At 69.9% G+C, this 25,095-nt stretch carries 24 protein-coding genes; 7 read left to right on the top strand and 17 right to left on the bottom strand.

What is annotated here, in order from left to right; genetic code table 11:
- Positions 1–7: 7 nt before the first annotated feature.
- Both DMC61_RS23530 and DMC61_RS23525 read left to right on the top strand, forming a co-directional pair.
- Complete coding sequence (locus DMC61_RS23530) at positions 8–325, top strand: helix-turn-helix transcriptional regulator (RefSeq protein WP_125691271.1); 318 nt, start codon at positions 8–10, stop codon at positions 323–325.
- 195 nt (positions 326–520) lie between these two features.
- On the top strand, positions 521–1,693 hold the full coding sequence (locus tag DMC61_RS23525; protein WP_016331220.1) for an MFS transporter: 1,173 nt from the start codon (positions 521–523) through the stop codon (positions 1,691–1,693).
- On the opposite strand, the gene DMC61_RS23520 is transcribed toward DMC61_RS23525, so the two are convergent.
- Entirely contained in the window at positions 1,690–1,989 is a 300-nt protein-coding gene (locus tag DMC61_RS23520; protein ID WP_007032100.1) for a DUF3017 domain-containing protein, read from the bottom strand. The two genes, DMC61_RS23525 and DMC61_RS23520, sit on opposite strands and share 4 nt — an antisense overlap.
- A gap of 117 nt (positions 1,990–2,106) precedes the next feature.
- Here DMC61_RS23520 and DMC61_RS23515 point away from each other — a divergent pair, with 117 nt between their 5' ends.
- Entirely contained in the window at positions 2,107–4,761 is a 2,655-nt protein-coding gene (locus DMC61_RS23515) for a TNT domain-containing protein (RefSeq protein WP_370456427.1), read from the top strand.
- Positions 4,762–4,831: 70 nt separating this feature from the next.
- On the opposite strand, the gene DMC61_RS23510 is transcribed toward DMC61_RS23515, so the two are convergent.
- The 9 genes from DMC61_RS23510 to DMC61_RS23475 form a co-directional block, all read right to left on the bottom strand.
- Positions 4,832–5,419, bottom strand: a complete 588-nt coding sequence (locus DMC61_RS23510) for a pentapeptide repeat-containing protein (RefSeq protein WP_043847899.1) — start codon at positions 5,417–5,419, stop codon at positions 4,832–4,834.
- A 22-nt stretch (positions 5,420–5,441) separates the two neighbouring features.
- On the bottom strand, positions 5,442–6,509 hold the full coding sequence (locus DMC61_RS23505) for a reverse transcriptase family protein (RefSeq protein ID WP_233594923.1): 1,068 nt from the start codon (positions 6,507–6,509) through the stop codon (positions 5,442–5,444).
- Between the two features lie 139 nt (positions 6,510–6,648).
- A complete protein-coding gene (locus DMC61_RS23500) occupies positions 6,649–7,131 on the bottom strand; it encodes a VOC family protein (protein WP_125691269.1) in 483 nt (160 codons plus the stop codon).
- A 66-nt stretch (positions 7,132–7,197) separates the two neighbouring features.
- The gene (locus tag DMC61_RS23495; RefSeq protein ID WP_125691267.1) at positions 7,198–7,707 is read right to left on the bottom strand and encodes a hemerythrin domain-containing protein; all 510 of its coding nucleotides are present in this window, start codon (positions 7,705–7,707) and stop codon (positions 7,198–7,200) included.
- Positions 7,708–7,813: 106 nt separating this feature from the next.
- Positions 7,814–11,167, bottom strand: coding sequence for an error-prone DNA polymerase (locus tag DMC61_RS23490; protein WP_125691265.1), 3,354 nt, complete (start codon positions 11,165–11,167; stop codon positions 7,814–7,816).
- A gap of 3 nt (positions 11,168–11,170) precedes the next feature.
- A complete protein-coding gene (locus tag DMC61_RS41465) occupies positions 11,171–11,323 on the bottom strand; it encodes a hypothetical protein (protein WP_167373507.1) in 153 nt (50 codons plus the stop codon).
- A gap of 2 nt (positions 11,324–11,325) precedes the next feature.
- Positions 11,326–12,936, bottom strand: coding sequence for a DNA polymerase Y family protein (locus tag DMC61_RS23485; protein ID WP_233594922.1), 1,611 nt, complete (start codon positions 12,934–12,936; stop codon positions 11,326–11,328).
- Positions 12,933–13,607, bottom strand: coding sequence for a hypothetical protein (locus DMC61_RS23480; RefSeq protein ID WP_199750098.1), 675 nt, complete (start codon positions 13,605–13,607; stop codon positions 12,933–12,935). Before DMC61_RS23480 ends, DMC61_RS23485 begins: the two co-directional genes overlap by 4 nt.
- 151 nt (positions 13,608–13,758) lie before the next feature.
- Positions 13,759–14,676: an alpha/beta hydrolase gene (locus DMC61_RS23475; protein WP_125691263.1), complete on the bottom strand. Its 918-nt coding sequence runs from the start codon at positions 14,674–14,676 to the stop codon at positions 13,759–13,761.
- Positions 14,677–14,814: 138 nt separating this feature from the next.
- Between DMC61_RS23475 and DMC61_RS23470 the strand changes: the two genes are divergently transcribed.
- The 3 genes from DMC61_RS23470 (at position 14,815) to DMC61_RS23460 (ending at position 17,210) form a co-directional block, all read left to right on the top strand.
- Entirely contained in the window at positions 14,815–15,669 is an 855-nt protein-coding gene (locus DMC61_RS23470; RefSeq protein ID WP_125691261.1) for a helix-turn-helix domain-containing protein, read from the top strand.
- Between the two features lie 77 nt (positions 15,670–15,746).
- Positions 15,747–16,559: a hypothetical protein gene (locus DMC61_RS23465; RefSeq protein WP_125691259.1), complete on the top strand. Its 813-nt coding sequence runs from the start codon at positions 15,747–15,749 to the stop codon at positions 16,557–16,559.
- Between the two features lie 27 nt (positions 16,560–16,586).
- Positions 16,587–17,210 (top strand): HD domain-containing protein, encoded by a 624-nt coding sequence (locus DMC61_RS23460; protein WP_125691257.1) that lies wholly within the window; start codon positions 16,587–16,589, stop codon positions 17,208–17,210.
- Here the strand turns inward: DMC61_RS23460 and DMC61_RS23455 are convergent.
- Genes DMC61_RS23455 through DMC61_RS23445 form a run of 3 tightly spaced genes read right to left on the bottom strand, consistent with a single transcriptional unit; the run spans position 17,180 to position 19,531 of the window.
- The gene (locus DMC61_RS23455) at positions 17,180–18,526 is read right to left on the bottom strand and encodes a hypothetical protein (protein ID WP_125691255.1); all 1,347 of its coding nucleotides are present in this window, start codon (positions 18,524–18,526) and stop codon (positions 17,180–17,182) included. The two genes, DMC61_RS23460 and DMC61_RS23455, sit on opposite strands and share 31 nt — an antisense overlap.
- 58 nt (positions 18,527–18,584) lie before the next feature.
- Positions 18,585–19,034 (bottom strand): VOC family protein, encoded by a 450-nt coding sequence (locus DMC61_RS23450; RefSeq protein ID WP_125691253.1) that lies wholly within the window; start codon positions 19,032–19,034, stop codon positions 18,585–18,587.
- 11 nt (positions 19,035–19,045) lie between these two features.
- Positions 19,046–19,531: a pyridoxamine 5'-phosphate oxidase family protein gene (locus DMC61_RS23445; protein ID WP_125691251.1), complete on the bottom strand. Its 486-nt coding sequence runs from the start codon at positions 19,529–19,531 to the stop codon at positions 19,046–19,048.
- Between the two features lie 179 nt (positions 19,532–19,710).
- On the opposite strand from DMC61_RS23445, the gene DMC61_RS23440 reads away from it, so the two are divergent.
- The gene (locus DMC61_RS23440) at positions 19,711–20,415 is read left to right on the top strand and encodes an SRPBCC domain-containing protein (RefSeq protein WP_125691249.1); all 705 of its coding nucleotides are present in this window, start codon (positions 19,711–19,713) and stop codon (positions 20,413–20,415) included.
- Here DMC61_RS23440 and DMC61_RS23435 read toward each other — a convergent pair.
- From DMC61_RS23435 to DMC61_RS23420, 4 genes are all read right to left on the bottom strand, one after another.
- A complete protein-coding gene (locus DMC61_RS23435) occupies positions 20,412–21,188 on the bottom strand; it encodes a hypothetical protein (RefSeq protein WP_125691247.1) in 777 nt (258 codons plus the stop codon). The genes DMC61_RS23440 and DMC61_RS23435 overlap by 4 nt on opposite strands.
- A 187-nt stretch (positions 21,189–21,375) precedes the next feature.
- Positions 21,376–22,938 carry a bifunctional phosphoribosylaminoimidazolecarboxamide formyltransferase/IMP cyclohydrolase gene (gene purH, locus DMC61_RS23430; RefSeq protein ID WP_016331202.1) on the bottom strand — a complete coding sequence of 521 codons (1,563 nt, stop codon included), beginning with the start codon at positions 22,936–22,938 and terminating at the stop codon, positions 21,376–21,378.
- The gene (gene purN / locus DMC61_RS23425; RefSeq protein ID WP_016331201.1) at positions 22,935–23,552 is read right to left on the bottom strand and encodes a phosphoribosylglycinamide formyltransferase; all 618 of its coding nucleotides are present in this window, start codon (positions 23,550–23,552) and stop codon (positions 22,935–22,937) included. The genes purH and purN overlap by 4 nt, the downstream gene beginning before the upstream one ends.
- A 76-nt stretch (positions 23,553–23,628) precedes the next feature.
- A complete protein-coding gene (locus tag DMC61_RS23420; protein ID WP_125691245.1) occupies positions 23,629–25,077 on the bottom strand; it encodes a DUF6350 family protein in 1,449 nt (482 codons plus the stop codon).
- Positions 25,078–25,095: the final 18 nt, after the last annotated feature.

The following is a 25,095-nucleotide window of genomic DNA, read 5'->3' as shown; positions in this document are numbered from 1 at the left end:
TGGACGGATGACCGCGACGACCCCGCAGTACGTCTATCCCGATCAGGACGAGATCCGGATCGAGGCGGTCCTCGCCGCGCTCGCGGACCCGGTCCGCCTCGACATGGTCCGCCAGCTGGCCGCCTCCGAAACCGAGATCTCGTGCAGCGGTTTCGACGTCGCCGTGACCAAGTCCACACTCACCCATCACCTGCGCACACTGCGCGAAGCGGGCATCATCATGGGCCGCCAGCAGGGCACCGCCCGCTACAACTCCTTGCGCCGCAACGATCTCGACGAGCTCTTCCCCGGCCTGCTCCAGGGAGTGCTCGCCGCCCGCCGCTGAGGGTGGTCAGCCTCACCCGAAACCGGGATGACAAATGCCCCCTCGATCCGTTGAACTGGACGCAGGACAGCTCGTCGACGCTGGGGCCGCACGCGCTGTCTTCTTTTGTGCCCGAGACCTAAATCGATTCAGCTCCCCATCCGCGACGCTGGGCGAGTAATCGTTTACTCACGTACGACCCTCGAAGGGAGAGCCGTGCCCGTCGCGCTGCTCGCGCTCGCCATCGGTGCCTTCGGCATCGGGACCACCGAATTCGTCATGATGGGCGTGCTGCCCGAAGCCGCCGCCGACTTCGGCGTGTCGATCCCGTCCGCCGGTTACCTCATCTCCGGCTACGCCCTCGGCGTCGTGGTCGGTGCCCCGCTGCTCACCGCCGCCGCCGTCCGGCTGCCACGCAAGACGATGCTGCTGGCGATGATGGGGCTGTTCACGCTCGGCAACACCCTCTTCGCGCTCTCGCCGAACCAGGAGTTCGGTGTCGCCTTCCGCTTCCTCGCCGGCCTGCCGCACGGCGCGTTCTTCGGCGCCGGCGCGGTCGTCGCGTCCAGCCTGGCCAAGCCGGGCGAACGCGCGAAGGCCGTCTCGATGATGTTCATGGGCCTGACCCTGGCCAACGTCGTCGGCGTGCCGCTGGGCACGCTGCTCGGCCAGAAGGTCGGCTGGCGTGCGACCTTCGGCGTCGTCGCCGTGATCGGCCTGCTCGCCATGGCCGCGATCGCGAAACTGGTCCCCCACCAGGGCAAACCGGTCGAGCCGTCGCTGCGCGGCGAACTCGGCGCCTTCCGCCGCCCGCAGGTGTGGCTCGCCCTCGCGATCGTCACCTTCGGCCTCGGCGGCGTATTCGCCTGCCTGTCGTACATCGCGCCGATGCTGACCGACGTCACCGGCTACTCGCCCTCGAACGTCACCCTGCTGCTCTCGCTGGCCGGGGTCGGCATGACGATCGGCAACATCCTCGGCGGCAGGCTCGCCGACAAGGCGCTGATGCCGAGCCTCTACGTCTCGCTGATCGGCCTGGCCGCGGTGCTGGCGATCTTCACCTTCACCGCGAACGGCAAGGTCGGCGCGGCGGTGACGATCTTCTTCGTCGGCCTCGCCGGGTTCATGATCGGCCCGATGATGCAGGCCCGGATCATGGAGAAGGCGGGCGGGACGCCGTCGCTGGTCTCCGCGGCCGTGCAGTCGGCGTTCAACATCGCGAACTCGATCGGCGCCTACCTGGGCGGCCTGGTGATCGCGGGCGGCTTCGGCCTGGTCGCGCCGAACTGGGTCGGCGCGTCGCTGGCCGTCCTGGGACTCTCGCTGGCCGTGGTGTCCGGCGGCATGGACCGCCGCGAAGCACGCCTGGCGCCAGCGATGGCCTCTTAAGACAGGGGTCCGCCGGTGATCGTGAACGCGATGAACAGGATCAGCACCGACAGCGCGCCGTAGGTCAGCACGTCGACTGGCTTGCCCCGGATCGCCAGCAACCCGGCCTTCGCTTCGGGCAGCGCCGCCCGGAGCAGGCCGGCGAGCAGCAACGCACCGCCGATCAGCGCGGCGCCCTGCCGCCAGTGGTACTGGCCGATCCGCAGGGCGGCGACGGCCACCACCAGCATCACCAGCAGGAACGGCAGGTGATGGAGCAGCGCCCCACGGTCACGCCGCTGTCCGGCCACCGCCATCAGTCCTCGTCCTTCGGGGTCTCGCCGGCAATTCGGTTCACGCGGTCAGTATCCCGGGTGAGTGTCGCGGCAGCAGGTCAGGGCGTCTTCCGAGCTGTCAAGAGCGGCAAAACCCACATGCGGGGTGCACAGGAGCGCGGATACGGTCAAAATGTGACCGTGGCACAACCGACGACTCAGTTGAACGCGACCGAGCAGGACACCCTGGTCAAACAGATCGGCCTCGCCCTGCTGCGGGCCGCTCCGCGTGATTGGCGGAAGGTGACCGCCGAGTACCGAGCCGTCGGCAGGTACCACGAGATGACCGGCGAGATCATCACCGAGGACGGCACCTCCCACGAGTGGGTCGCGACGCACGACATCGCGACGCTGTTCGGCAGGCTCCGTGCCGGGATGTACCGCGACGGCCGCGGCACCTGGTTCAACGCCCGTTACCAGCTCGACCACCCGTCCAGCTACAACCTCGAATACAACCGCGACGAGCCGCAGTGGCGCCTCGCGCCGCCTCCGCAGGCGCTCTCCGACGAACTGCGCATGTTCCCCCGCTCCGAGGAGAACGTGCCCGAATGGCTGATCCGGCGCATGTCCGGCCTCGGCCCCGAGCAGCCCGGACCGCATTTCCGCATCGCCCGCATCTTCGACACCATCGGCCCGGCCGGGCGTCCGGTGATCAACCGGCCCGACCTGGAGATCGAGGAGCAGGACAGGCTGCTCGAATACCTCGACCACGCGCCGCTGGTGGTCACCGAACGCGGCTACGACATCGACCGGCTCGCCCAGACGCCCGAGGCCACCGTCCCGGTCGCCTTCCACAGCGACGGGCAGTGGATCTGGCCCGCCGCCGTCAACTTCTACCTGCGCGAGTACGGCGTCTCGCCGGAGCTCGACCTGATCGAGCACGTCCGGCAGAACGACTTCACGTTGCCCGAGGTCGACGCGCCGACGCTGCAGGCCGCGGCGGGGTACCTCACCCGGGGGAACCAGCCTCCGCAGCAGCGCCCCGGCCCGGGTGGCCCCAACGGCGTGCCCGCGGGCCCGCCTCCGCAGGGCCCGCCGCCGCAGAACGGTCCGGCGCCGTCTCCGCAGGCCGGTCCCGGGCAGCCCGGTCCCGGTGGTCCTGGCCCGAACCAGCCCCCCGCTCAGCCGCCCGTCCCGCCGCCGCACCAGCAGGGCCCGGATCCGGCCGCGGTGGCCGCCGCTGCCGCGGCACCGGTCGCCGCGGCGGCGGCCGTTCCCGCCGCCGAATCCACCGTGCCGGACCAGGCCGAGCAGGCCCAGCGGTACGAAGACGACTACGACACCCAGGACTACCAGGCGCAGGACTTCCACGAGGCCGCCGCCGAGCAGCAGTACGAAGAGGGCTACGAAGACCCGTACACGTCCGAACAGGACGCCTACACCGACGAGGCCCGGCAGGACACCGAGCCCGAGCCGGAACCGCGGATCGCCGACCCGGAGGCGACCACGTACGCGCGGGCTCCGCAGGCCGACGCCTACGAGCAGCCTCCTCACGAGGAGGAGCAGGAAGCGTACGCGCGGCAGGAAGAAGAGCAGCCGTACGCGCCTCCGGAGGAGGAGACGACCACCGGCTACACGCCGGTCGAGCAGGCCGACGCCGGTCCTGAGCTGCCTCTCCTGACGCACGACGCGGAGCCGAACGTGGCCCCGCCGCCGTCGGATTCCGAGGTCACGCAGGTCGACGCCCCACCGCAGGAGCGGGGGACCTTTGCTACCACCCCCGTGCCCCAGCCGGAGCCCGAGCCTCGACGTGAGGAAGCGCCGCGTCGCCGCGCCGAGCACCCCGTGCCGGTGCTGAACGAGCTCCAGGCGAAGTTCGACGACCTCGACGTGCCCGAAGACGTCTACCGCATCGGCGCCCCCGCCGAGCACGGCTGGAGCGTCGAGGAGGTCGACGGCGGCGGCTGGCGGGTCGGCTGGTACGACGGGAAGCTGACCAACCCGGCGGTGTTCGGCGACGCCGAGGACGCGGCCGCGTTCATGCTCGGCAAGGTTCTGCTGAACCCGAACGGCGCCCCGCCTCCCGAGGAGGAGCCCGCCGTCGAAGAACCGCCTGTCGAGGAGCCCGCTCCGGCGCCTCCCGTGCTGGCGACGCTGTCCCCCGAGATCGCGACCGGTTCGCATCCGGTGCCGCCGCGGGAGTCGATCCCGGCACAGGAGCAGACCGCGTTCACGACGGCCGAGGAGCTGCTCGGGGACGATCTGGACGACGAGCCCGCGCCCGCTCCGGTCCCGCCCGCGCCCCCGTCGCGGCCGAACCCGGTGCTGGCGAGCCCGCCGCCCGCGCCGCCGCGGCGTGAGCCGCCGGTGACGCCGCCTCCCCCGCCGCCGCCGATGCGGCGCGAGGAACCGGCCCGTCCGCCGGCCGCGGCGAACGCCGGGGCGCCCGACGCCAAGCAGAATTGGCCGATCTCGCCGCTCAACGGCGAGCCGCCGCTGACGCTGTTCCGCGGCAAGGAGCTGCGTGAGCTGCCCGCCGGCAGCGAACTGGACCGCTTCGGCGGCCCGAACGGCAACCTGACCTACGCGGCCGGGACGCCGTTCGAGGAGCGCTCGCTCGTGCCGGAGTGGGTGAACCGGCCGTACCACGTGTACCGCGTGCAGCGTCCGCTCGAAGCCCTCGCCGGTGTCGCGATCCCGTGGTTCAACCAGCCGGGTGGCGGGTCGGCGTACCTGCTGCCCGCGTCCATCGAGGAGTTGCTCGCCGAGGGCGACCTCATCGAGCTGGACCCGGGCGAACCGCCGATCGACTAGCCCTCAAACGCTATGAACGGGCCGTTCCTTGCAAATTTCGCAAGGAACGGCCCGTTCATTGCACGCGGGGTCAGTGGATGACGAGGCCGTGCGCGGCGGCGTAGGCGATCGCGGTCTCGGTGTCCACGTGGACACCGGAGAGGTTGGCCTGCACCAGGCCGTTCGCGTCGAGCCGCGCGCCGCGCAGGTCCGCGCCTTCGAGTTTCGCACCCGCCAGCCGGGCGCCGGTGAGATCCGCACCGCGCAGGTCGGCGCCGGTCAGGTCCGCGTCCAGCAGGTTCGCCTCGCGCAGTCGCAGGCCACCGAGATCCACTTTGGACAGACGAGCCTTGCTGAGCGAGACCAGCGAAAGATCGCATTCGGTGAAGGCGATCTTCTGGAATCGGCAGTCCACAAAGGACGATCCGAGCATCGAGCAGGAACTCCACCGCGTGCCCGCCAGTACACTGCGGTCGAAGGTGCACGAGCGGAACGCCGACGCCTCGTGGCGCGAGCCCTCGAAATCCGTCTTGGTGAAGTCGCACTGGTCGAAGGTGCAGCCTTGAGTGCGCAGCCCGCGCAGGTCGGCCTCGGTGAAATCACAACCGACGAAACTGCGTTTTTCCCACCATTGCTGGGAAAGGACGGCTTCTCGGTAATCCTCCGCAGTTTCCATCACCCCTCCAGGATCGCATACCCGGTCACGGCCAGGTGATCCCGCCGAACAAGTCACGCAGCTTCGCGGCTCGGCGCTCCGAGGACGCGGCGATCCAGCCGATCCGGCCGAGCAGATGGGCACGGAAGTCCGGATGCCCGCTCCGGTTCTGGGTTTCCGGGCCGGTTCGGGCGCAGTTGTGGAGCAGGGCGCGCAGGGCGTCGTAGTCGGCACGCGTCGCGGCGGGCGCGCTGTTGACCACCAGGCCCGCGACCCGTTGCCGCTGGTGCGCGCCGGCGATCGACGTCTTGTCGTCCCGGAGCCGGAAACCCTCGTCGGTCACGATCCGCCGGACACCGGGCAGCAACCGGTGCAGTGGCAGGGAATCCCCGGAGAACGCCAGATCGTCGGCGTACCGCGTGTACGTCGCGCCCAGTGCTCGCGCGAGCCCGTCGAGCCGGCGGTCCAGATGGTGCGTGACCGCGTTCGCGACCGCGGGCGAGGACGGCGCACCCTGCGGCAGATGCGTGGCCGCCAGGTTGCTCAGCAGCCGCGTGCGCGCCGGATCCCGCCGGCCACCGGGCACGGCGGCGAGGACATCGGGCGGAACGGCGGTGGTGAGCACACCCGCCAGCGCCTCCGCCACCGCGGGCGGATAGCCGGCGAGGGCGAGCAACGCCGAGATCCGGCGCGCGGACACCGTCGGGAAGAACCCTTCGAGGTCCATCCTGACCACGGTCTCCCGGCCGGCGTGCGGCGCGGCGCACGACAGCGGCGAACGCCCGCGCCGGAACCCGTGCGCGGCCTCGTGCACCGGCAGCGCGTCGACGACGTGCCGCACGATCCGGCGCTGCAGTTCGGCGAGCCGCGGTTTCGGCCGCTCGATGAGCCGCACCCCGCCCGAAGCGGTCGGGATCCAGCGGTAGCTGTAATGCCGGACCGGCTCGGCCGCACGCCTGTTCCAGCCCTTCGCGTCGGCGAACCACGAGAGTTCGCCGGGTGTCAGATCGAGCGCGGCGGCGCACTCGTCGAACGTCGTCCAGCGGGCAACCTGGAAGCGCCAGACCGGCAGGGGGCCGAGGAGCGACGCGGGGGTGACTCTTTCTCCTGTCATCCGCGCGGACTCGTACGCGAAGCATGCCGCGCTCGCGCGGGGCGCCTTGTCTCGCTGACTTCGTACTCCCCGGGGTTGCCCCGGAGTGGGTGGCGATCCACCGGCTCACCTCCGCGTCGCTATCGCCACCCTACCGATTTCAGCGGCTGGGGATGATCTCCGTGCCGGAGACGTAGCGCATGGCCTCGATGAACTTCGGATCGTTCATCCGTCGCTCCATCTCCGGATAATCGAGATCGACCAGCCGGGTCTGGATCCACCACAGGTTGCCGAACGGGTCGAGGACCCGCCCGACACGATCGCCGAAGAAGAGTTCGGTCTGCTTCGTGACCTCCTCGGCCCCCGCCTCGATCGCCCGGCGCTGCGTCTCGATGCTGTCCTCGACGTAGAGCCGCAGATATGCCGGAGTGTCGACCCAGTCGTCCTTCGCGTCGAACAGCATGACGACCGAATCGCCGATCCGGACCTCGGCGTGCCCGATCTTCCCTCCTTCGACGTACACCGGTTCACCGAGCGGCTCGGCGTCGAAAACGCGCTTCAGGAAGTCGATCACGCCCGCGGTGTCGCGCGAGATGATCCACGGGGTGACCGAGTGGTAGCCGTCGGGGATCGGGTTGGTCATCGGGTTCTCCTCAGTCGTCGTGTGCGATGAGAAGAACGCTAGAACCCGTATAGGACAGATCGTGTCCTAATGCGTCCTCAGCAGGAAAGCCGGCTGCGACTCCTGCCACTCCGGCATGTCCAGCGAGTTGAGCACCTCTACGATCCGCTTCTCCTCGTACCGGAAATGCGTCTCCATGATCGCCGTGAGGCCATCCAGTTCCCGCTGGACGTCGAGGATCTCGTCCTCGCTCGACCCGGGGCCGATGCCGCCGACCAGCTCTTCGAGCCGTTCGATGATCCCGGTCATGATCCCGTGGTCGTGCGCGAGCTCTTCGAGCGACGGCCGCAATTCGGGGAATTTGTCCGCCAGCACAAGGAAAGCACCGCCGTCCTCGCCGGTGTGATGCCTCGTGAGCGCCGAGCAGAAGGTGAGGCAATGCGCGCGGAGATCGCGCAGCCGCTCGGCACGCCCCTCCGCGACCGACCCGAGGTCGTCGTGCAGCAGGGCCAGCTCTTTACGCAGCCAGTTGTGAACCTGAACGAGTTGATTTCCGAACGCCGTCAACCGGCCGTTCGTCCGAGAAGGGGTTTCCATGATTTCCCATGGTCCGGCGCCTCCATGCCCGCGACGGTCTCTTTGCCGGGTGCACTGCGACGCTGGCGCAACTTCAGCACAGCCACCGAATGATCGTCAAGAGGGTTCAGTGGAAGTCACGGGACTTGGCGGTGATCCGCAACGGCAGATGCCGGATCTGTTCGGCGAGGACGTTCACCACCTCGCCGGTGCGCTCGACCACGCCTCGGATCAGCAAGGCCGGACTGCCGCGGGCGACCCGGTGATAGCGCTGCCACACGCCCATCGTGCAGATGACGTTGATCATCCCCGTCTCGTCTTCGAGGTTCATGAAGGTGACGCCGCCCGCGGTCGCCGGCCGCTGGCGATGGGTCACGGCTCCCCCGGTCAGCACCTGGGCACCGTGTGGGATCTCGCGCAGGCCGGCGGCGGTGACGACGCCGAGTTCGTCGAGGTGTTCCCGGATGAACTGGGTCGGGAAACTGTCCGGCGACACCCCGGTGGCCCAGACGTCCGCGGCCGCGATGTCGATTTCCTCCATTCCCGGCAACATCGGCGCTTTGACCCCGGTGACGAGCCCCGGCAGTTTCTCCAGGCTTTCGCCGGCGACCGCGCCCGCCGCCCAGAGCGCGCTTCGCCTGCTCTCGCCGAAACAACCGAACGCGCCGGCCGCGGCCAGCGCCTCGACCTGCGGTTTGGTCAGCCGCACCCGCCGGGCGACCTCCGCCAGATCCGCGAACGGGCCGTCGCGTTCCCGCTCCTCGACGATCTTCCGCGCCAGGTTCTCGCCGATCATCCGCACGGTGGACAGGCCGCCCCGCACGGCGAGCAGTTCTCCCCCGTCCGGCAAGGGTTCCAGCGTCGCGTGCGGGAGGCTCGCGTTGATGTCCGGGCCGAGCACGCGCACCCCGTGCCGCCGCGCGTCGGCGACCAGCGACTGCGGCGAGTAGAACCCCATCGGTTGCGCGCGCAGCAAACCCGCCAGGAACGCGTCCGGGTGGTAGTACTTGAAATACGAGCTCGCGAACACCAGCAGGGCGAAGCTCAGCGCGTGACTCTCCGGGAAGCCGAAATTCGCGAAGGCCTTGAGCTTGCCGAAGATCTTCTCCGCCAGCTCCCCGTCGACGTCGTTCTTCGCGGCGCCTTCGAGGAAACGCCGTTTGAGCCTTTCCATCCTGTGTTCGGACCGTTTGGCGCCCATGGCGTGCCGCAGCTGATCCGCCTCCGCCGGGGTGAAATCGGCGATGTCGAGGGCGATCTGCATCATCTGTTCCTGGAACAACGGGACGCCGAGCGTCTTCCCCAGCGCGTTGGCCAGTTTCGGATGGTCGAAATCCCATTTCTCCTGGCCGTTCTTGCGCCGGATGTAGGGATGCACCGATCCACCCTGGATCGGGCCGGGCCGGATGAGCGCGACCTCGACCGCCAGATCGTAGAACGTCCTGGGGCGCAAGCGGGGCAGCGTGGCCAGCTGCGCGCGGCTCTCCACCTGGAAGACACCGATCGCGTCGGCGCGGCAGAGCATTTCGTAGATGTTCTGATCCTTGAGATCCAATTCGGAGATGTCGACCTCTTCCCCTTTGTGGTCACGAACCAGATCGATCATATAGTGCAGGGCCGACAACATTCCGAGCCCGAGCAGGTCGAATTTGACCAGCCCGGCGGCGGCGCAGTCGTCCTTCTCCCATTGCACGACACTGCGATTCTCCATGCGGGCCCATTCGATCGGGACCACCTCGCTCACCGGCTGTTCGCAGATCACCATGCCGCCGGAATGGATGCCCAGATGCCGGGGGAAGTCTTCGAGCGCGCAAGCCAGCTCCACGACTTCTTCCGGGACGTCGTGATCGTGGTCCTTTTCCGTGGCCCGCAACGCACCCCACCGGTCGATCTGCTTGCTCCACGCGTCCTGCTGGCCGGGCGAGTACCCCAGCGCCCGCGCCGCGTCCCGGACCGCGGACCGCGCCCGGTAGGTGATCACGTTCGCCACCTGCGCGGTGTTCAGCCGCCCGTATTTCCGGTAGACGTACTGGATCGCCTCCTCGCGGCGATCGGATTCGATGTCGAGGTCGATGTCCGGGTAACCGTCGCGTTCCGGGGCGAGGAACCGTTCGAAGAGCAGGCCGTAGCGCACGGCGTCGACCTTGGTGATGCCGAGCGCGTAGCAGACCGCCGAGTTCGCGGCCGATCCCCGGCCCTGGCAGAGGATGTCGTTGTCCCGGCAGAACCGCACGATGTCCCAGACGATCAGGAAGTAGCCGGGGAAACCCAGTTCTTCGATGATCTCCAGCTCGTGGTCGATCAGCTTCCGCGCCTTTTCGCGGTATTCGGCGTCCTTGTTCTTCTCGTGCTTCTTCGCGCCCTCGTAGGTGAGTTCCCGGAGGTAGGACGCTTCGGTGTGGCCTTCCGGAACAGCGAACGGCGGCAGCTTCGGCTCGATGTGGTGGAGTTCGAACGCGCACTCCCGCCCGAGCAGCGCCGCCCGCTGCACCGCGCCCGGATATCGCGCGAAGATCTCGGCCATCTCCTCCCCCGACCGCAGGAACGCCGTCCCCGCGGCGGGCAGCCAGCCCTCCATGTCCTCCAGGCCCCGCCGGGCGCGGATGGCGCTGAGCGCGTCGGCGAGCGGAGCCCGCTCCGGGCGGGCGTAGTGCGCGGCCGTGGTCGCCACCGTCGGCAGCCCGAATTCGGCGGCCATCTCGCTCAACAGGTCGTTGTGCGTGCTGTCCAAGGGAAGGCTGTGGTCGATGAGTTCGACGTAGACGTTTTCCCGGCCGAAGCAGTCGATGAGTTCCTTCAGCCGCACGACGGCCGCCGCGGGACCTTCGGTGACGAGTGCCTTGCGCACCGCGCCCTTGCGGCAGCCGGTGAGCACGACGCATTTCCCGCGCACCTCTTCGGCGACCGCGCGCAGATCGTAGACCGGCCTGCCTTTTTCCGCCCTTTCCTTGGGGGACAACGACCGCCGGTCGAAACCGTGCAGCTGCCCGGCGGTGATCGCCCGGTTCAGGCTCAGATAGCCGTCCTTCTGCTTGGCCAGCAGGAGCAGGTGCTCACCCTCGGGATCGGTGAACCCGTTCTGCGGGCCGGACAGGCCGAAACTGAGCTCCGTGCCGAAGACGGTGTGCACGCCCAGCTCCCTCGCCGCTTCGGCGAAGCGCACCACGCCGTACATGCCGTCGTGATCGGTGAGCGCGATCGCGTCCAGGCCCAGCCGCGCGGCTTCCTCCACCAGTTCCTCAGGATGGCTCGCGCCGTCGAGGAAGCTGAAGTTGGAATGGCAGTGCAGTTCGGCGTACGGCACCCGGCGCGCGGTGGCGCCGTCGTCGTCGCCGATCAGCCCGGCCAGGTCCGCGGGCCGCTGGTAGCCCTGCCGCTTGGCACTCCACGCGGGGCTGTCACCGCCGTCGCCGGGCGGTACCTCGCCCGCGAGCTCGCGGGCGAGGTCCTTCCATGGCCGCGGAGGGTTGTTCCAGCCCATCGGTCACCGGTTCTCGGTCGAGCTTCTCGGCGCGGGGACAAATACTTCCGCGCGCGGGACGCACGCCGCCCAGGCCGTGTCCAGCTCGGCACGTTGCACCGGGATGGCGGGCTCCTCCAGCCATCGCCGCACCAGCCGCGTGTACTCCTCGTCCATGTTCAGTCGTACTTCCCTTCCAGTGTCCACATCGGATTCTTGTGGTGCTCGAAGCGGAGCAGCACCGCTTCCTCGGCGTCCTGCCCGTCGGCCAGCAGCACCTGCAGCCGCATCCGGGTCGCCGACCGGGCGTGCCCCGCGCCGGCCCGGACACCGACGAACCACGGCCCCGCCCAGGCGATCACCTCGCGCGGCTCACCGCCCTCGAAGCTCACGAGGTACGGCGCGGCGGTGACCCGGCGCCGCGCGGTGATCTCCACGACACGGCCGTTCTCGTCCAGCACCTGCGCGGGCACCGGCCGGGCGAACACCGTCGCCGGTGAGGGCGACGGAAGCCTCCCGGCCCAGTTCGCGTCCGCCTGTGCCGTCTTCTCCCGCCTGTCGCCCCACGGCACCAGCCGGACGCGTTCGGCTGGTCCGTGGCCGCCGTCGAGCACCGCGGTGAAGACGCTCTCCGGACCGAGCAGCCCCTGCACCCGCACCAGGGCGCGAGCGGCACGCTCGCCGGACAGGTCCTCGTCCTCGGTGGACGGCCGCAGCGCACCCGCCGCACCCGCCTGCCACAGCCCGAGCTGCAGCGACCGGCCTTCGACCGTCTCCTCCGGCTCCAGCCGCAGCCGGACGACCCCGGAGTGCGGGCGATCCTTGGCTTTCAGCCAGCCTTCGAACTGCCAGCGCACCCTGTCCGCGACGCCGAGCGGGGTCAGCGGCTCGGCACAACGCCACACCCGGCCGAGTTGTTCGCCGGTCTCGGTGGTGGCGTAGATGCCGAGCCGGGTGCAGGCCAGCCCGTACGCGGCGAGCCCGGCATGGAAACGCTCGCCGAGCCCTTTCGCCACGAACGCCGCGGCGTCGACCCGGTCGATCGGCGGGTCGAACGCCTTCGCGAGCGAGAGTTCCGGCGGCGGACGGCGGCGCGACGGCGGACGTTCGGACCGTCCTCGTGCCAGCCGATGCGCGAGCACCCCCTCCATGCCGAAACGCGCGGAGACATCGCTTTCACCGAGCGCCGCGAAGGCGCCCAGCGTGTGCAGGCCGAGCTGTTTGAGCAAGGTGACCAGCTCGGCGCGGCCCGCCTCGGGCTGGTCGAGCTCGCGGATGGGCAACGGGGCAAGGAATTCCGCCGTCCCACCGGGTTCGACCAGTGTCGAACGGCGGGCGGCGAGCGTCGCGGCGAACAGGCCGTCGGCCACGCCGACCTGGCTCTCCACTCCCGCCGCCACCGACACCTCGTCCACCAGTCTTTCGAGGAGGCCGTGCTCACCGCCGAAGTAACCGGCCGCGCCGTCGACCGGGACGGCGACGATCCCCGGGCGTACCACCTCGACACCGACGGCCAGCTCTTCCACCGCCCGTGCGACGGACTCGAAGAGCCGGGCGTCGCGACCTTCGTCCTCGCCGAAGACCGCCAGCTCCGGACAGCAGGACTGGGCCTCGCGCCGCCGCATCCCGCGGCGGACGCCGTATCCCCTGGCCACCGCGGTGCAGGCGACCACACGGTTCGCCGAGAAGACCGCGGCCGGACGGCCGACGGGTTCACCCGCGACGGCCGCGGCGGCGACCGCGGGCCAGTCCGGGCACCACAGCACCAGCATGCGCACCGGCGGGTTCATGCCGTCCCCCACTTGGTCGTGGGGAACTCGGCCCGCTCGACCTCGCCCTCGCCGGGGAAGCGCAGCAAGGCCGACATCGGCCGGGCGGCCGCACCCCGGCCACCCGCCCGTACCTCCACCTCACGAGCGCGCAGATAGCCCGCGCCGCCGCCGGTGAAACCCGTCCAGCGCGAACGACGACAGCTCAGCTCGACCTCCGCGCCGGGCCAGGAACCCAGCGAAAGCAGCACCGAACCACGGTTGCGCGCGCGGGCGGACAACCTTCTCGCCACCTCGGGCCGGGCGAGGCCCGGACCGACGACCACGAGATCGAAGCCGTCGAGCAAGGCCGCGGTCACCGCCGGGAACTCGGCACCGGGGCGGGGGACCAGCGCCAGCCTGCCCACCTCGACCCCGAGTTCCGCGGCGGCGACCACCCCGAGCGCGGGCAGGCCGACCGCGACCGCCCACGCACCGCCGGCGGTCGCGGCGGCCAGCAGGGTGAGCATCAGTGACGTGGACCCCAGCACCGAAACGGTGCTCCCGCGCCGGAGCCCCGCGGCGGGCAGCAGACCGGACAACGCCGGGGACACCGGGAGCACCCTTCCCGTCGTCCTCGCGTGTTCGGCCGCGGAAGCCACGCCACTGGCCGTGCTCACTCCTGGCAAAGCCGCCAGCCTCGCCAACGGCAAGGCCCGCGCCTCGACCACCTCCGCTGTCACCGGACCTCGCCTCCCCACGACACCTAGACCGTCCTTTGTGGACGGAACCGGCGTGCCACGGGGAAGGCGGCACTCGAACGCTTGTTCGATGCCTCCAGTAGACCGGGTGGCGCAGCGGTTGTCAAGCGAGGTGGCCGGTGAAGAAGTCGGTGAGCTTGTCGATCGCGGGATCGATGTACTGCTTCTTGTCGTACAGGTCGACGTGACTGGCCCCGTCGATCCAGTGAAGTTCCTTCGGACCGGTGGCGCGCTGATGGACCTCGACAGCCATCCAGGAGGTGACGGCGCGGCTGCCGACGATCTGCACCAGCGGACGAGGGGCGATGAGCGGAACGGCGTGGAAGGCGTCGAAGGAGGCGAGCCTGTCGATGCTCTCCCAGGCGAGGGACTTCGCGGAGCGTTCATGCCCGCCGCGCGAGGTGCGGTAGTACTCGAAGCCTTCGATGCCGTGTCGTCCACCGAGCTCACCGGCCTGTTCGACGGTTTCGGGGAACACGGCCAGCGTCCCGGGCGCCTCGCCGCGGGCGGCGGCCGTGCGGGCGTGGGCGGCGGCGTCGAGCAGACTCCGGAAGACCGCCGGGTCCTGAGTGCCGTCCGCGCCGAGGCGGAACTGGCGGGCGACGTCGACACCGCTGACGGTGGCGACGGCCTTGACGCGATGGTCACCACCGGCGGCGGCGAGCGAGTAGCCGCCCGAAGCACAGATGCCCAGCAGGCCGACGCGGTCGGCGTCGACGTCGGCACGGGTGCCGAGAAAGGACACGGCGGCTTTGAAGTCCTCGACGCGCTGAGCGGGGTCCTCCAGTCCACGAGGCAGTCCACCGGACTCGCCTTGATGGGCGGCGTCGAAGGCGAGCGTGACGAAGCCGCGCTCCGCCATCCGCCGCGCGTACGTGCCGGAGGCCTGTTCTTTCACCCCGGTACCGGGATGGCCGACCACGAGCGCCGGACGCGGGCCGGACGCCGTCGTGCCGGGGGTGTACAGGTGGGCGGCGAGCGAGATGCCGGCGCTGTCGAAGCTGACGGTGGTCCTGGCCATGAGGAACTCTCCTGGAGTCGGTGACGGGATGTCGTGACTCCACTTTTCGTCGGCCGCGGCACGGGTGGCAGAGCAGGTTTCTCCCTGGGAAGGAACGTGCCCCCTCACATCCGTGCCGAGACCGTCCACACTGGAGTCATGAGTTCCGACTCCAAGGCGCTGGGTGCTTTTCTCAAAGCACGACGAGCCCGGCTGACACCGCGGGAATGCGGTCTTCCCGAAACGGACTCCGCCCGCAGGGTCGCCGGGCTCCGCCGCGAGGAGGTCGCCCGGCTCGCCTCGATCAGCGTGGACTACTACACGCGGCTGGAGCAGGGCCGCGTCCGCGCCTCCGCCTCCGTGCTGGTCACCCTCGCTCGTGCCTTGCGCCTCGACGAGGATCAGCGGAAGTACCTCTACGACCTCGCCGGCCGGACCGACGCCCGCCCCCGCCGTCGCTCCGCGCAACGCGTGCGACCCGCGATGGGACGGCTGCTCGACCAGCTCACCAGCACCCCGGCGCTGGTGCTCGGCAAACGTCTGGACATCCTGGCCTGGAACCCCGCCGCCGCGGCGCTTTACACCGACTTCGGCGCCGTCCCGCCTGCCCGGCGCAACTACCTGCGGTTGTTGTTCACGGACCCGGAGGTCCGGCGGATGCACGCCGACTGGGCCCATGACGCCCGCGAAGCCGTCGCCGCGCTGCGCATGGAAGCCGCGGCCGATCCCGACGATCCCGACTGCGCCCGGCTCGTCGGCGAACTGTCGCTCCAGGACCCCGACTTCCGCACCTGGTGGGCGGAACACCACGTCAACGACGCCGCCTACGGCACCAAGCGCTACCGCCACCGGCTCGTGGGCGACCTCACGCTGGACTGCGACACCTGGGCCAGCCCCGACGGCTCCGGGCAGCGCCTCATGATCCTGACCGCCGAACCCGGCAGCGCCTCCCATGACGCCCTGCTCATCCTCACCTCATGGACCGCTCCGGGGGCCGAAGCACCGACGGGCTGAGTGCGAGCTCCGGGAACGATCACCGGCCCTGTCACGTCCGAGACCGGGGGTCTTCCCGTCAGGAAAGGAAAACCGCAGTGGACGACGCTTGGCCGGAGACGGTGAACGGCTGGGAACTCGCCAGGGAAGGCCATATCGAGAACTACCGCAAACGCCTGGCCAACCGGGCCACGGTCACCGCGATCTGGGAGAACGGGGCCGGGCGGGGCCAGGTGGACGCCCGCACCGAGCCGCTGGGCGGTGGCCGGACGCTGACCAGCAGCCGCAAGGACTTCCGGGACAAGGACGCGTTCTGGACCGCCGCGACGTGCGTGCTGGAGATGGCCGCGAACCTGCCGTCGCTGGACTGGCACACGAGCCCGGCGCCCACGGCGCTGGCCGGGACCGTGGCGGGCATGGTCGAGGCGGAGCCCGGCACCAGCGGCTACCCGGAGGCCGAACTGACGTTCACGCTGACCGACGGGCAGACCGTGACGCTGTGCATGACCGACGAGCAGGCCTTCGACCTGAGCAACAGCATCTCGCGGCTCGATCACCACGTCTGGTCCGAGGAACGCGAAGACGATGAAGAAGACTACGAGGACCACGACGAACCTGTCGCCGTCGAAGAAGTGCCTGACGTCAGCGAAGTCCGGTCCGGTCCGGACACCGGGCACGACCTGGTGACGGTTCTTGAGGAACAGTTCGGCGTCACCGAGGACAACCTGCTGGCGCACGTCGACTGGTCCGCGCTCATCGTGGTCGGTGAACCGGCGGTGAGCTCCCTCATCGAACGAGGTGGCGAGCTGACCGACGCGATCGCGCCGCGGTGGTATCCGGTCGTGGCGGACCGGCCCGGCGAGCGCTGGGTCGTCCTGAAGCGCACCGGCCTGCGCTACCAGGGGGAATGAACGGCGGTTTCTGCCATTCTGGACGCCATGCCCTCGTCAGCCTTGCGCCGCGCCCTGACCGATCCCGGTGAGCCGCCGCTTCGCCCGTTGCCGGACGAGGTGAGCGGGCTGCTGGAAGAGCTGGCCGCACCCCCGCGGCTGGCCGCGCATCTGCGCGCGGTTCACGACGTGACGTGTTCACTGGCCGACTGGCTGGAGAAGCAACACCCGGAAGTGGTCTTCGACCGCGAAGAGACCCTCTTCGGCGCGGCCGTCCACGACATCGGCAAGACGATCCACCGTGAAGAGTTGTCCGGGCCCGGCTCCGCTCACGAGCAGGCCGGTTACGAACTCCTCGTCTCCCGGGGAATCGCCGAGAGCCGCGCGCGATTCGCGCGGACACACGCCGCTTGGAGGGCGGACGTCGGTATCGAAGATCTCCTCGTGAGTGTCGCGGACAAGGTGTGGAAAGCGAAGCGGGTCACCGATCTCGAACAGGCCCTCATCGAGCGTCTTGCCGTCGCGACCGGACAGCGGCCGTGGGAGATCTTCTCGGGGCTGGATGACGTCCTCGACCGGATCGCGACCGGCGCCGACGGGCGACTGGCATTCCAAGCCGGCCATCCCGTCGGCGACCGGCCTCAGACGACACGGGGAAGCGGATCCGGGTGATACCGCCGGAAAGCGGGTGCGGCCATACCCGGCTCGCCGTGCAGCCAGTCGTAGAGGAAGCGGAACTCCGGGCCGAACCGGTTCGCCTCGGTGTTCAGGCGTTCCGGTGACGTCGAGGGCCAGCGCCCGGTTTCGACGCGGTCCCGCAGCACCTGCAACGCCGTCAGTTCTTCCGCGGCGGTGTGCTGACAGTGCCCGCCCCGGTTGACGAACAGTTGCCGGATCCGGCCGGGATCGACGCGGTCGCCGTAGGTCCGCTCGTGTTCGGGGGCGACGCCGTCGCCGATCGGATGCAGCGTGACGACGGGCTGACGACCGCGCCCGGCAGGGGTCCCGACGCGGCCGAGCCATCGTTCGGCGGCCTTGTCGGCCTCGGCCCTGGGTGCAGTCGCGAGCCGCGCCAAGTCGGCGTCGAGGTCTAGGCCCGCGTCACGGTAGGCCTGGTGCACGAGGCCGCGTTCACTGGACCGGGCGAGCAGGCCGCGGTAATCCACTCCGGTGTTCCCGGTCGGATTCCCGCCGGCCTGCGCCTCCAGATCGGTCCGGTGCGCGCCCCAGGCCAGCTGGTCGTAGACCGCCTGGACGAATTTCGTCTGTTGGCGGATCTGCTCGGCGACATCGGTGGAACGGGGATGATGTGCCGTCGACCAGCCGGGGACGTCGGCGAACGCGTTGGCGAGAGCGAGCCGCGCCCGTCCATCGGGTGATTCCAACGCCTTCGCGATCACCAGATGGGCTTTCGCGAGATTCGCCCCGGGGTCGGCGATGCGGACGACCTCCAGCTCGGGCGCCAGCAGCGTCCGGACCGTGAACCCCAGATCGAGCGCCTGGCCGAACAACGCGGAACCACCCGCGACGGGGCCGCACATCGCCAGCGCGCCGTCGATCCGGTGCGGGAGCCGCTCGGCCAGCAGGACCGCGTTGAGCCCGCCGCCGGAAGCTCCCCAGGTGAGCACCTGCTCCGGACGTCCGACGTTGCGGTCGAACCAGGACAGCAGCGCCGTCTGATCGTGAACGGCTTCACGGGCCGAGAAGCCGTTCGGCTTGCTGTAGAGCGACGCGGCCAACGCGTATCCCTCGCCGAGGAGAACGGGTTTCGCCTCCGCCCGGTTGGCGAGCTCGATCTCCTCGGGAACGTGGCCCGGCGGATAGATCCCGTGGTTGTACAGCAACAACTTGCCGTTCCAGTTCGACGGAACCTCGACCCGGTAGCGGGCGCCGTCGATCGCTCCGGTGTGCACACGGACGTCGTCCGTGCCGATGGCGGGCGCACCGGTGACGATCAGCGCGGCGGCCAGGATTCCTGTCAATGTCATGGCGGAAATGCTGGCAGCGCGGGGCTTCGCGAGAATCCGTCGAGACGCGGCTTCTCGCCTACGCTTCCCGGCGTACGAGCGCTTCCGCCAGCTCGACGACGATCCCCTCCGGGCCGCGGACGTAGCAGAGCCGGTAGCTGTCCTCGTACTGCACCAGCTCGCCGACGAGGGTGCCGCCGTGCCGCAGCAACCGCTCGAGAACTTCGTCGATGCCCTCCACCGAGAACACCAGATGGCGGATGCCGGGCGTGTTCACCGGCGTATGCGGATCGGCTTCCGGCCCCTCCGGCGTGTGGTACTTGATCAGCTCCAGCCCGCCGTGGCCGTCCGGCGGCCGCAGCATCGCGATATCCGTCCGGACCCCGCTCAGCCCGGTGATGCGATCGACCGTGTCCCCTTCGAGCGACGCCTCGCCTTCCAATTCGAGCCCCAGCTCGGTGAAGAACGTTTTGGCCGCTTCGAGATCCTGGACGACGACAGCGACCTGTTCCAGCTTCTTGAGCGTCATGACGGTTCCTTTCAGGCGCTCTGACGGCGGATGAGTTCTTCGACGGCGGTGGGCAGCGTTTCCTCGAAGTCGATGAGTTTGACCCAGGTCGGGGTCATCACGATGCGGACCATGCTGTCGTAGAGCGATTTCACGTTCTTTTCCCACTCGGCCCGCTGCTCCGGCGTCATCTCGTAGGTACCGCTCCACTGCAGGTACTCGTCGGGGATACCGTCGACGTGGTCCAGCTCGACGGTGCCGCGCAGGAGCAGGATCTTCGGCGGGTGCGATTCGGTGTCGATCGTCAGCGCGACGGCGGGATTGCGGCGCAGCGAGTGCAGCTTCGGCGCGTTCGTCGGGGTGCACATGACGATCTCCTCGCCGTTCCAGTGGATGCCGATCGGGATCGCCCTCGGCGTGCCGTCGGACGCGGTGTAGGCCAGCCGGGCCAGGTCACGCGCCAGGAGCTCCTGGCTCAGCGGGCGGTTCAGGATCTCGTCGATCGTGCTCTGCTGCATGTCTCTCTCCTCGGGTCGCCGTCTTCGCGGACACCCCGGGGACGTCGCTGTCCTCCGCACTTCGACATCCCTAGATGTGACCTGCATCACTCCGCCTTTAGCGGGCTAAACGCGATCTGTTTGTCGAAAGCGCCCCTGGCCAGGCGTCGCTCTCATAAGAGACAAGAGAGAGGACAGTCATGGCGAAGGAATCCGAGGTCCGCTTCGAGGGCTTCCTGCCCACCACCCCCGCCGACACCTGGGCCGCGATCACCACCGCCAGCGGCGGCTGGCTCTGGCCGATCCAGTACGAACCCCGCGACGGCGGCGCCGAGTCCGGCCTCACTCCCCACGGCGGCATGGTGACCGTCTGGAAGCCGTCGCGGCGCTTCGTCACGTATGCGGAAGACGAGAGCGGCTGGTTCAACACGCTCGAATACGTCCTCGAACCCAAGGACGGGGGCACGTACCTGCGCTACGAGCACACCACCGTCCTCGACGACTGGGACGTCGAATACGACGCGTGCGAGCAGCACACGGCGTTCTACTGCCACTCGCTGGGCGAGTACCTGACGCACTTCAACCGGCGTCAGGCGAAGTACTTCAAGGCCGACGCCCCTGAAGCGTCGAAGGCCCCGGAGGCCTTCGACGCCGTGAAGGCGGCACTAGGCGCGAAGGCGGTGGGCGACCGGGTGCATCTCGAAGTCGCCGGAGTCGAGGGTGTCGTCGACTACCTGACGCCGGCCTTCATCGGCGTCCGGACCGAAGACGCGCTGTACCGCTTCTACGGCCGGAACGCCTGGGGCTGGCCTGTGGGCATCGGGCATCACCTGTTCGCCGAAGACGCCGATGCGGACAAGGCCGAGAAGGCGTGGACAGCCTGGCTGAACGGCCTGTACGCCTAGCGGGGCAGGTTCTTCACGAGTTCGGCGCCCACGGATTTCGCCACTTCGGCGGACTCCGCAGGCGGGATCGGCGAGTTCGTGAAGAACCCCTTGTCCCAGCCCTTGTAGGTGACGAGGACGACGTACACGCCCTGAATGACCCGCAGCTCGGCGCCGCTGAAGGCGCTGTCGGTGTCGAGGGAGACGAGGACCGCCTTCTGCCCGATGCCCTGCACCTGCTGCTGGCGCTCGGACGGCGCGGCCGATCCGGTGGACGATTCGGCCGCGCGCTTCTCGGCGTCCGGACCCTCGTGGCGGTACACCATGACCTGGAGGGCGCGGTCGTGGACGTTGTCGCTCTCCGGCGGCAGCCAGGAACAGCCCTGCTGCTTGGTGACGATCTCGCCCGCTTTGATCTCGTTGTCGCGGACGCCCTGGAAGCTGGTGGTGAACGTCTTGTTCAGCAGCTCCGGGGAGACGGCGCACTCGGCGGGCGGCTGCTGCGAGACCGGCGCCTTGCCGACCGAGGCGTAGTACTCCGACCCGAAGATGGCGCCGGGGATGCCCAGCCCGAGAAGGACCACGACACCCACGATCACGCCGACGATCAGCCCGGTCTTTTTCTTCTTGGGCGGTTGCCCGTAGCCGGGCGGGCCGTAGCCGGGCGGCGGACCGTATCCGGGACCGGCGGGCGGGCCGTAACCCGGCTGCTGCCCGTAGCCCGGCTGACCTCCCTGCCCAGGTGGCGGGCCGTAACCCGGCCCCTGGCCGTACCCCTGCGGCGGCTGGTGCACCGATCCTCCCCTGGCGACTCACGTACGTCCGCGTCGCGTTTAGCCCGCTAAAGGCGACACGTGGCCGGATCGCGTTTAGCGGGCTAAACGCGATCCGGGGCCAGCATGGCACGAACCCCCGAGCCCGGGCACCGGGAACGCCCTCAGGCACCCCGGATCGCGATTAGGGGGCTAAACGCAGGTCGGCTCAGTGGGCGAAGTGGCGCGTGCCCGTGAGGTAAAGGGTGACCCCGGCGGCCTCGGCGGCGGCGATGACCTCGGCGTCGCGGATCGAGCCGCCCGGCTGGACGACGGCGCGGACGCCGGCCTCCAGGAGGACTTCGAGCCCGTCCGGGAACGGGAAGAAGGCGTCCGAAGCGGCGACGGAGCCCTTCGCCCGGTCCCCGGCCCGCGACACCGCGAGACGCGACGAGTCGACCCGGTTGACCTGGCCCATGCCGACGCCGACGGTCGCGCCGTCGTTCGCCAGCAGGATCGCGTTCGACTTCACCGCGCGCAGCGAACGCCACGCGAACTCGAGGTCGGCCAGCGTCCGCTCGTCGGCGGGCGCGCCGGTGGCCAGCGTCCAGTTCGCCGGGTCGTCGCCCTCGGCGGCGATCGTGTCGACGGTCTGCACCAGCATGCCGCCCGAGATCGGCCGGAACTCGATCGGATCCGGCGACGTGATCGCGGGCAGCTTCAGCAGCCGCACGTTCTTCTTACGCTGCAGGATCTCGAGCGCCTCGGCGTCGAAGTCCGGCGCCAGGACGACCTCGGTGAACACCTCGGAGATCTGCTCGGCGGCCTCGCGGCTCACCGGCCGGTTGGTCGCGATCACCCCGCCGTAGGCCGAGACGGGGTCGCACGCGTGCGCCTTCCGGTGCGCCTCGGCGATGTCCTCGCCGACCGCGATCCCGCACGGGTTGGCGTGCTTGATGATCGCGACGGCCGGGGCGTCGAAGTCGTAGGCGGCGCGGCGCGCGGCGTCGGTGTCGACGTAGTTGTTGTACGACATCGCCTTGCCGTGCAGCTGCTCCGCGTGCGCGAGGCCCGGCCGCCAGTGCTTGTACAGCGCGGCCTTCTGGTGCGGGTTCTCGCCGTAGCGCAGCACGTCGCCGCGCTCCCACGAAGCGCCGGTGAAGTCCGGGAAGCCGGAGTCGTCCGCGGGCGCGTAGACGTTCGCGAACCACGCGGCGACGGCGGTGTCGTACGCCGCCGTGTGCGCGTAGGCCTGCGCGGCGAGCCGCTTGCGGTCGGCCAGCTCGAAACCGCCCGCCGCGACGCGCTCCAGCACCCACTCGTAGCGGGACGGGTCGACCACGACGGCGACGCTGTTGTGGTTCTTCGCCGCGGCACGCACCATCGCCGGACCGCCGATGTCGATGTTCTCGACACAGTCCTCCGGGCTCGCGCCCGAAGCGACGGTCTGCGTGAACGGGTACAGGTTGACCACGAGCAGGTCGAACGGCGCGATGTCGAGCTGCTTGAGCTGCTCGACGTGCTCCGGGCGGTCACGGTCGGCGAGCAGGCCGGCGTGCACGCGCGGGTGCAGCGTCTTGACCCGGCCGTCGAGGGACTCGGGGAACCCGGTGACCTCTTCGACCGGCGTCACCGGCACCCCCGCGTTCGCGATGACCTTCGCCGTGCCGCCGGTCGACACGATCTCGACACCCGCCGCGTGCAGCCCGGTGGCGAGTTCGAGCAGGCCGGCCTTGTCCGAGACGCCGATCAGCGCACGCCGGACGGGACGCTGTCCCTGTGCGGTACTCACGAAAACCTCACCTTTCGTCCCTCGACCGAGCACCCGCTCCGGCCGAGTTTCTCGATCGTTTCCACCAGGAGCCTGCGTTCCACGGCCTTGATCCGCTCGTGCAGGACGTTTTCGTCGTCGTCGGGCTCAACGATCACCGGCTCCTGCGCGATGATCGGCCCGGTGTCGACCCCGGCGTCGACGAAATGCACCGTCGACCCGGTGACCTTGACGGCCATCGCCAGCGCGTCGGCCACGGCGTGCGCGCCGGGGAACGACGGCAGCAGGGCCGGATGCGTGTTGATCACGCGGCCGGGGAACCGCGCGAGGAATTCGGCGCCGAGGATCTTCATGAATCCCGCGGAGACGACCAAGTCCGGCTGGTAGGCAGCGACGGCTTCGGTGATCGCCTTGTCCCACGCCGCGCGGTCCGGGTGGTCGGCCATCCGCACGGTGAACGACGGCACGCCGGCGCGTTCGGCCCGGGTCAGTGCCTCGACCCCGGTGCGGTCCGCCCCGACGGCGACCACCTTCGCCGGGAAGTTCGGCTTTTCGACGGCGTCGAGCACGGCTTGCAGCAGCGTGCCGGAACCGGACGCGAGGACGACGAGCTTCACCGGAGTGGGCAGGTCCAACCGACTAGCCAGAACGGGCTCCTTGCCACGGCGGTACGCACTCGGGCGTACGGCGCTTCACCTGGTCGCGACAACCCTAACGGTCGTCGCCGGGGGCGCTTTCGTCGCCGGACCCGTCGGTGGACTCGGTCACAGCGATCTCCTGCTCGGGCTCGGCTTCGGGCTCCGGTTCCACCGGGACCTCGTCGGAATCCTCGCCGAGTTCCCGGGCGAGTTCCTCTTCGGCCTCTTCGTCGAGTGCTTCGTCTTCGAGCACTTCGGGTTCCTCGACCGGTTCGGCTTCTTCCTCGACTTCGGCGATGTCTTCGGCCTCGGGTTCGCCAGGCGGCTCGGGGGCCTCGTGCGCTCCGGCGAAGAACGCGACGAACCCGCCGGGGACGACGATCCAGCAGAAGGCGATCACGGACGCGACGCCGACCGGCACGCTGACCGGGTCGAACGGCCCGTCGCCGAGCCTGCCGCCGGAAACGGTCCCGAGGATGACGCAGCCGAACGCGACCAGCGCGCCCGCGACGGCGACCGCGCGCATCCGCAGCATCGGATCCTCGTCGATCGCGCGGATCCGCCAGCCGACCAGCGCACCGACCAGCGCGGGCAGGAGCAGCAGCGCCGGCCACCAGACGGCGTGGTGCGACGGGATCCCCGCCAGCACCGGCACCCCGGGCACCTGCCCTTCCTGGTAGCCGAACATGCCGACGGTCAGTGAGCCGACCGAGAAACCGGGGCCGGTGGTGAACGACAACGCGGCGACGATCGCGTTCGGCAGGTAGGCCACGGAGAGCACGAACAGGCCGAAGCTCGCGCCGAAGCCCGGCTCGAACAGACTGTCCACAGTGGACCACGAGAGCGCGGTGGCCGCGGTGAACACCACGGCTCCGCAGGCGATGAGCGCGGCGAGGCCGAGTGCGCCCGCCCGCAGTCCGTGGACGGCCACCGGGTCGAACCGGTCCCGCACCGCGGCCGGAAGCCCGCACACCTTGGCGACTCCCGCGACGGCGGCGAGCCCGGCGAGGAGACCCGGCACGCAGAACGAGGTCAGCGGATTCACGTCGATCGGCGACCCACCCGCCAGCACGGCGATCAGCACACCGAAGAGCGCGTGCGCCCCGGCGATCACCGTCACCACCGGGACGGCGTCCGCCGGGGTCCGGCCGCCGACCCGGCGGGCGGCGCGCGCGGCCGCCCTCGCCACGAGCCAGCCGGCCAGGAACGTCGGCAGCAACGGCAGCACACCGAGCGGATGACCGCCGAGGTCGAGTTCCACCTGCCACGAGGCGAGCCAGCCGGGACCGGCGGCGAGCAGGGCGCCGGTGGCGGAGAACCGGGTCCGGTCGGCGGCGAACGAGACCATCGCGAGCACGGCCGCGATGGCGGTATAGGAGAAGAGCAGCGGCGCGCAGGCGGCGGCGAGCAACACACGAACCCGCTTCGCCCTGGAGACCTCCAGCTCGGGGACGAGGTCGCTCACCGGCTCTTCGCCCGGCGGGCGTTCGTCGCGGGTGAGCAGCTTCATGAACCGCACCATGACATCCGGACTGGGCCG

This window comes from Amycolatopsis sp. WAC 04169 (assembly GCF_003947535.1).
Classification (GTDB): Bacteria; Actinomycetota; Actinomycetes; order Mycobacteriales; family Pseudonocardiaceae; genus Amycolatopsis; species Amycolatopsis keratiniphila.
Note: the sequence above shows the minus strand (reverse complement) of the source record. Positions and strands in the feature narration are given on the sequence as shown.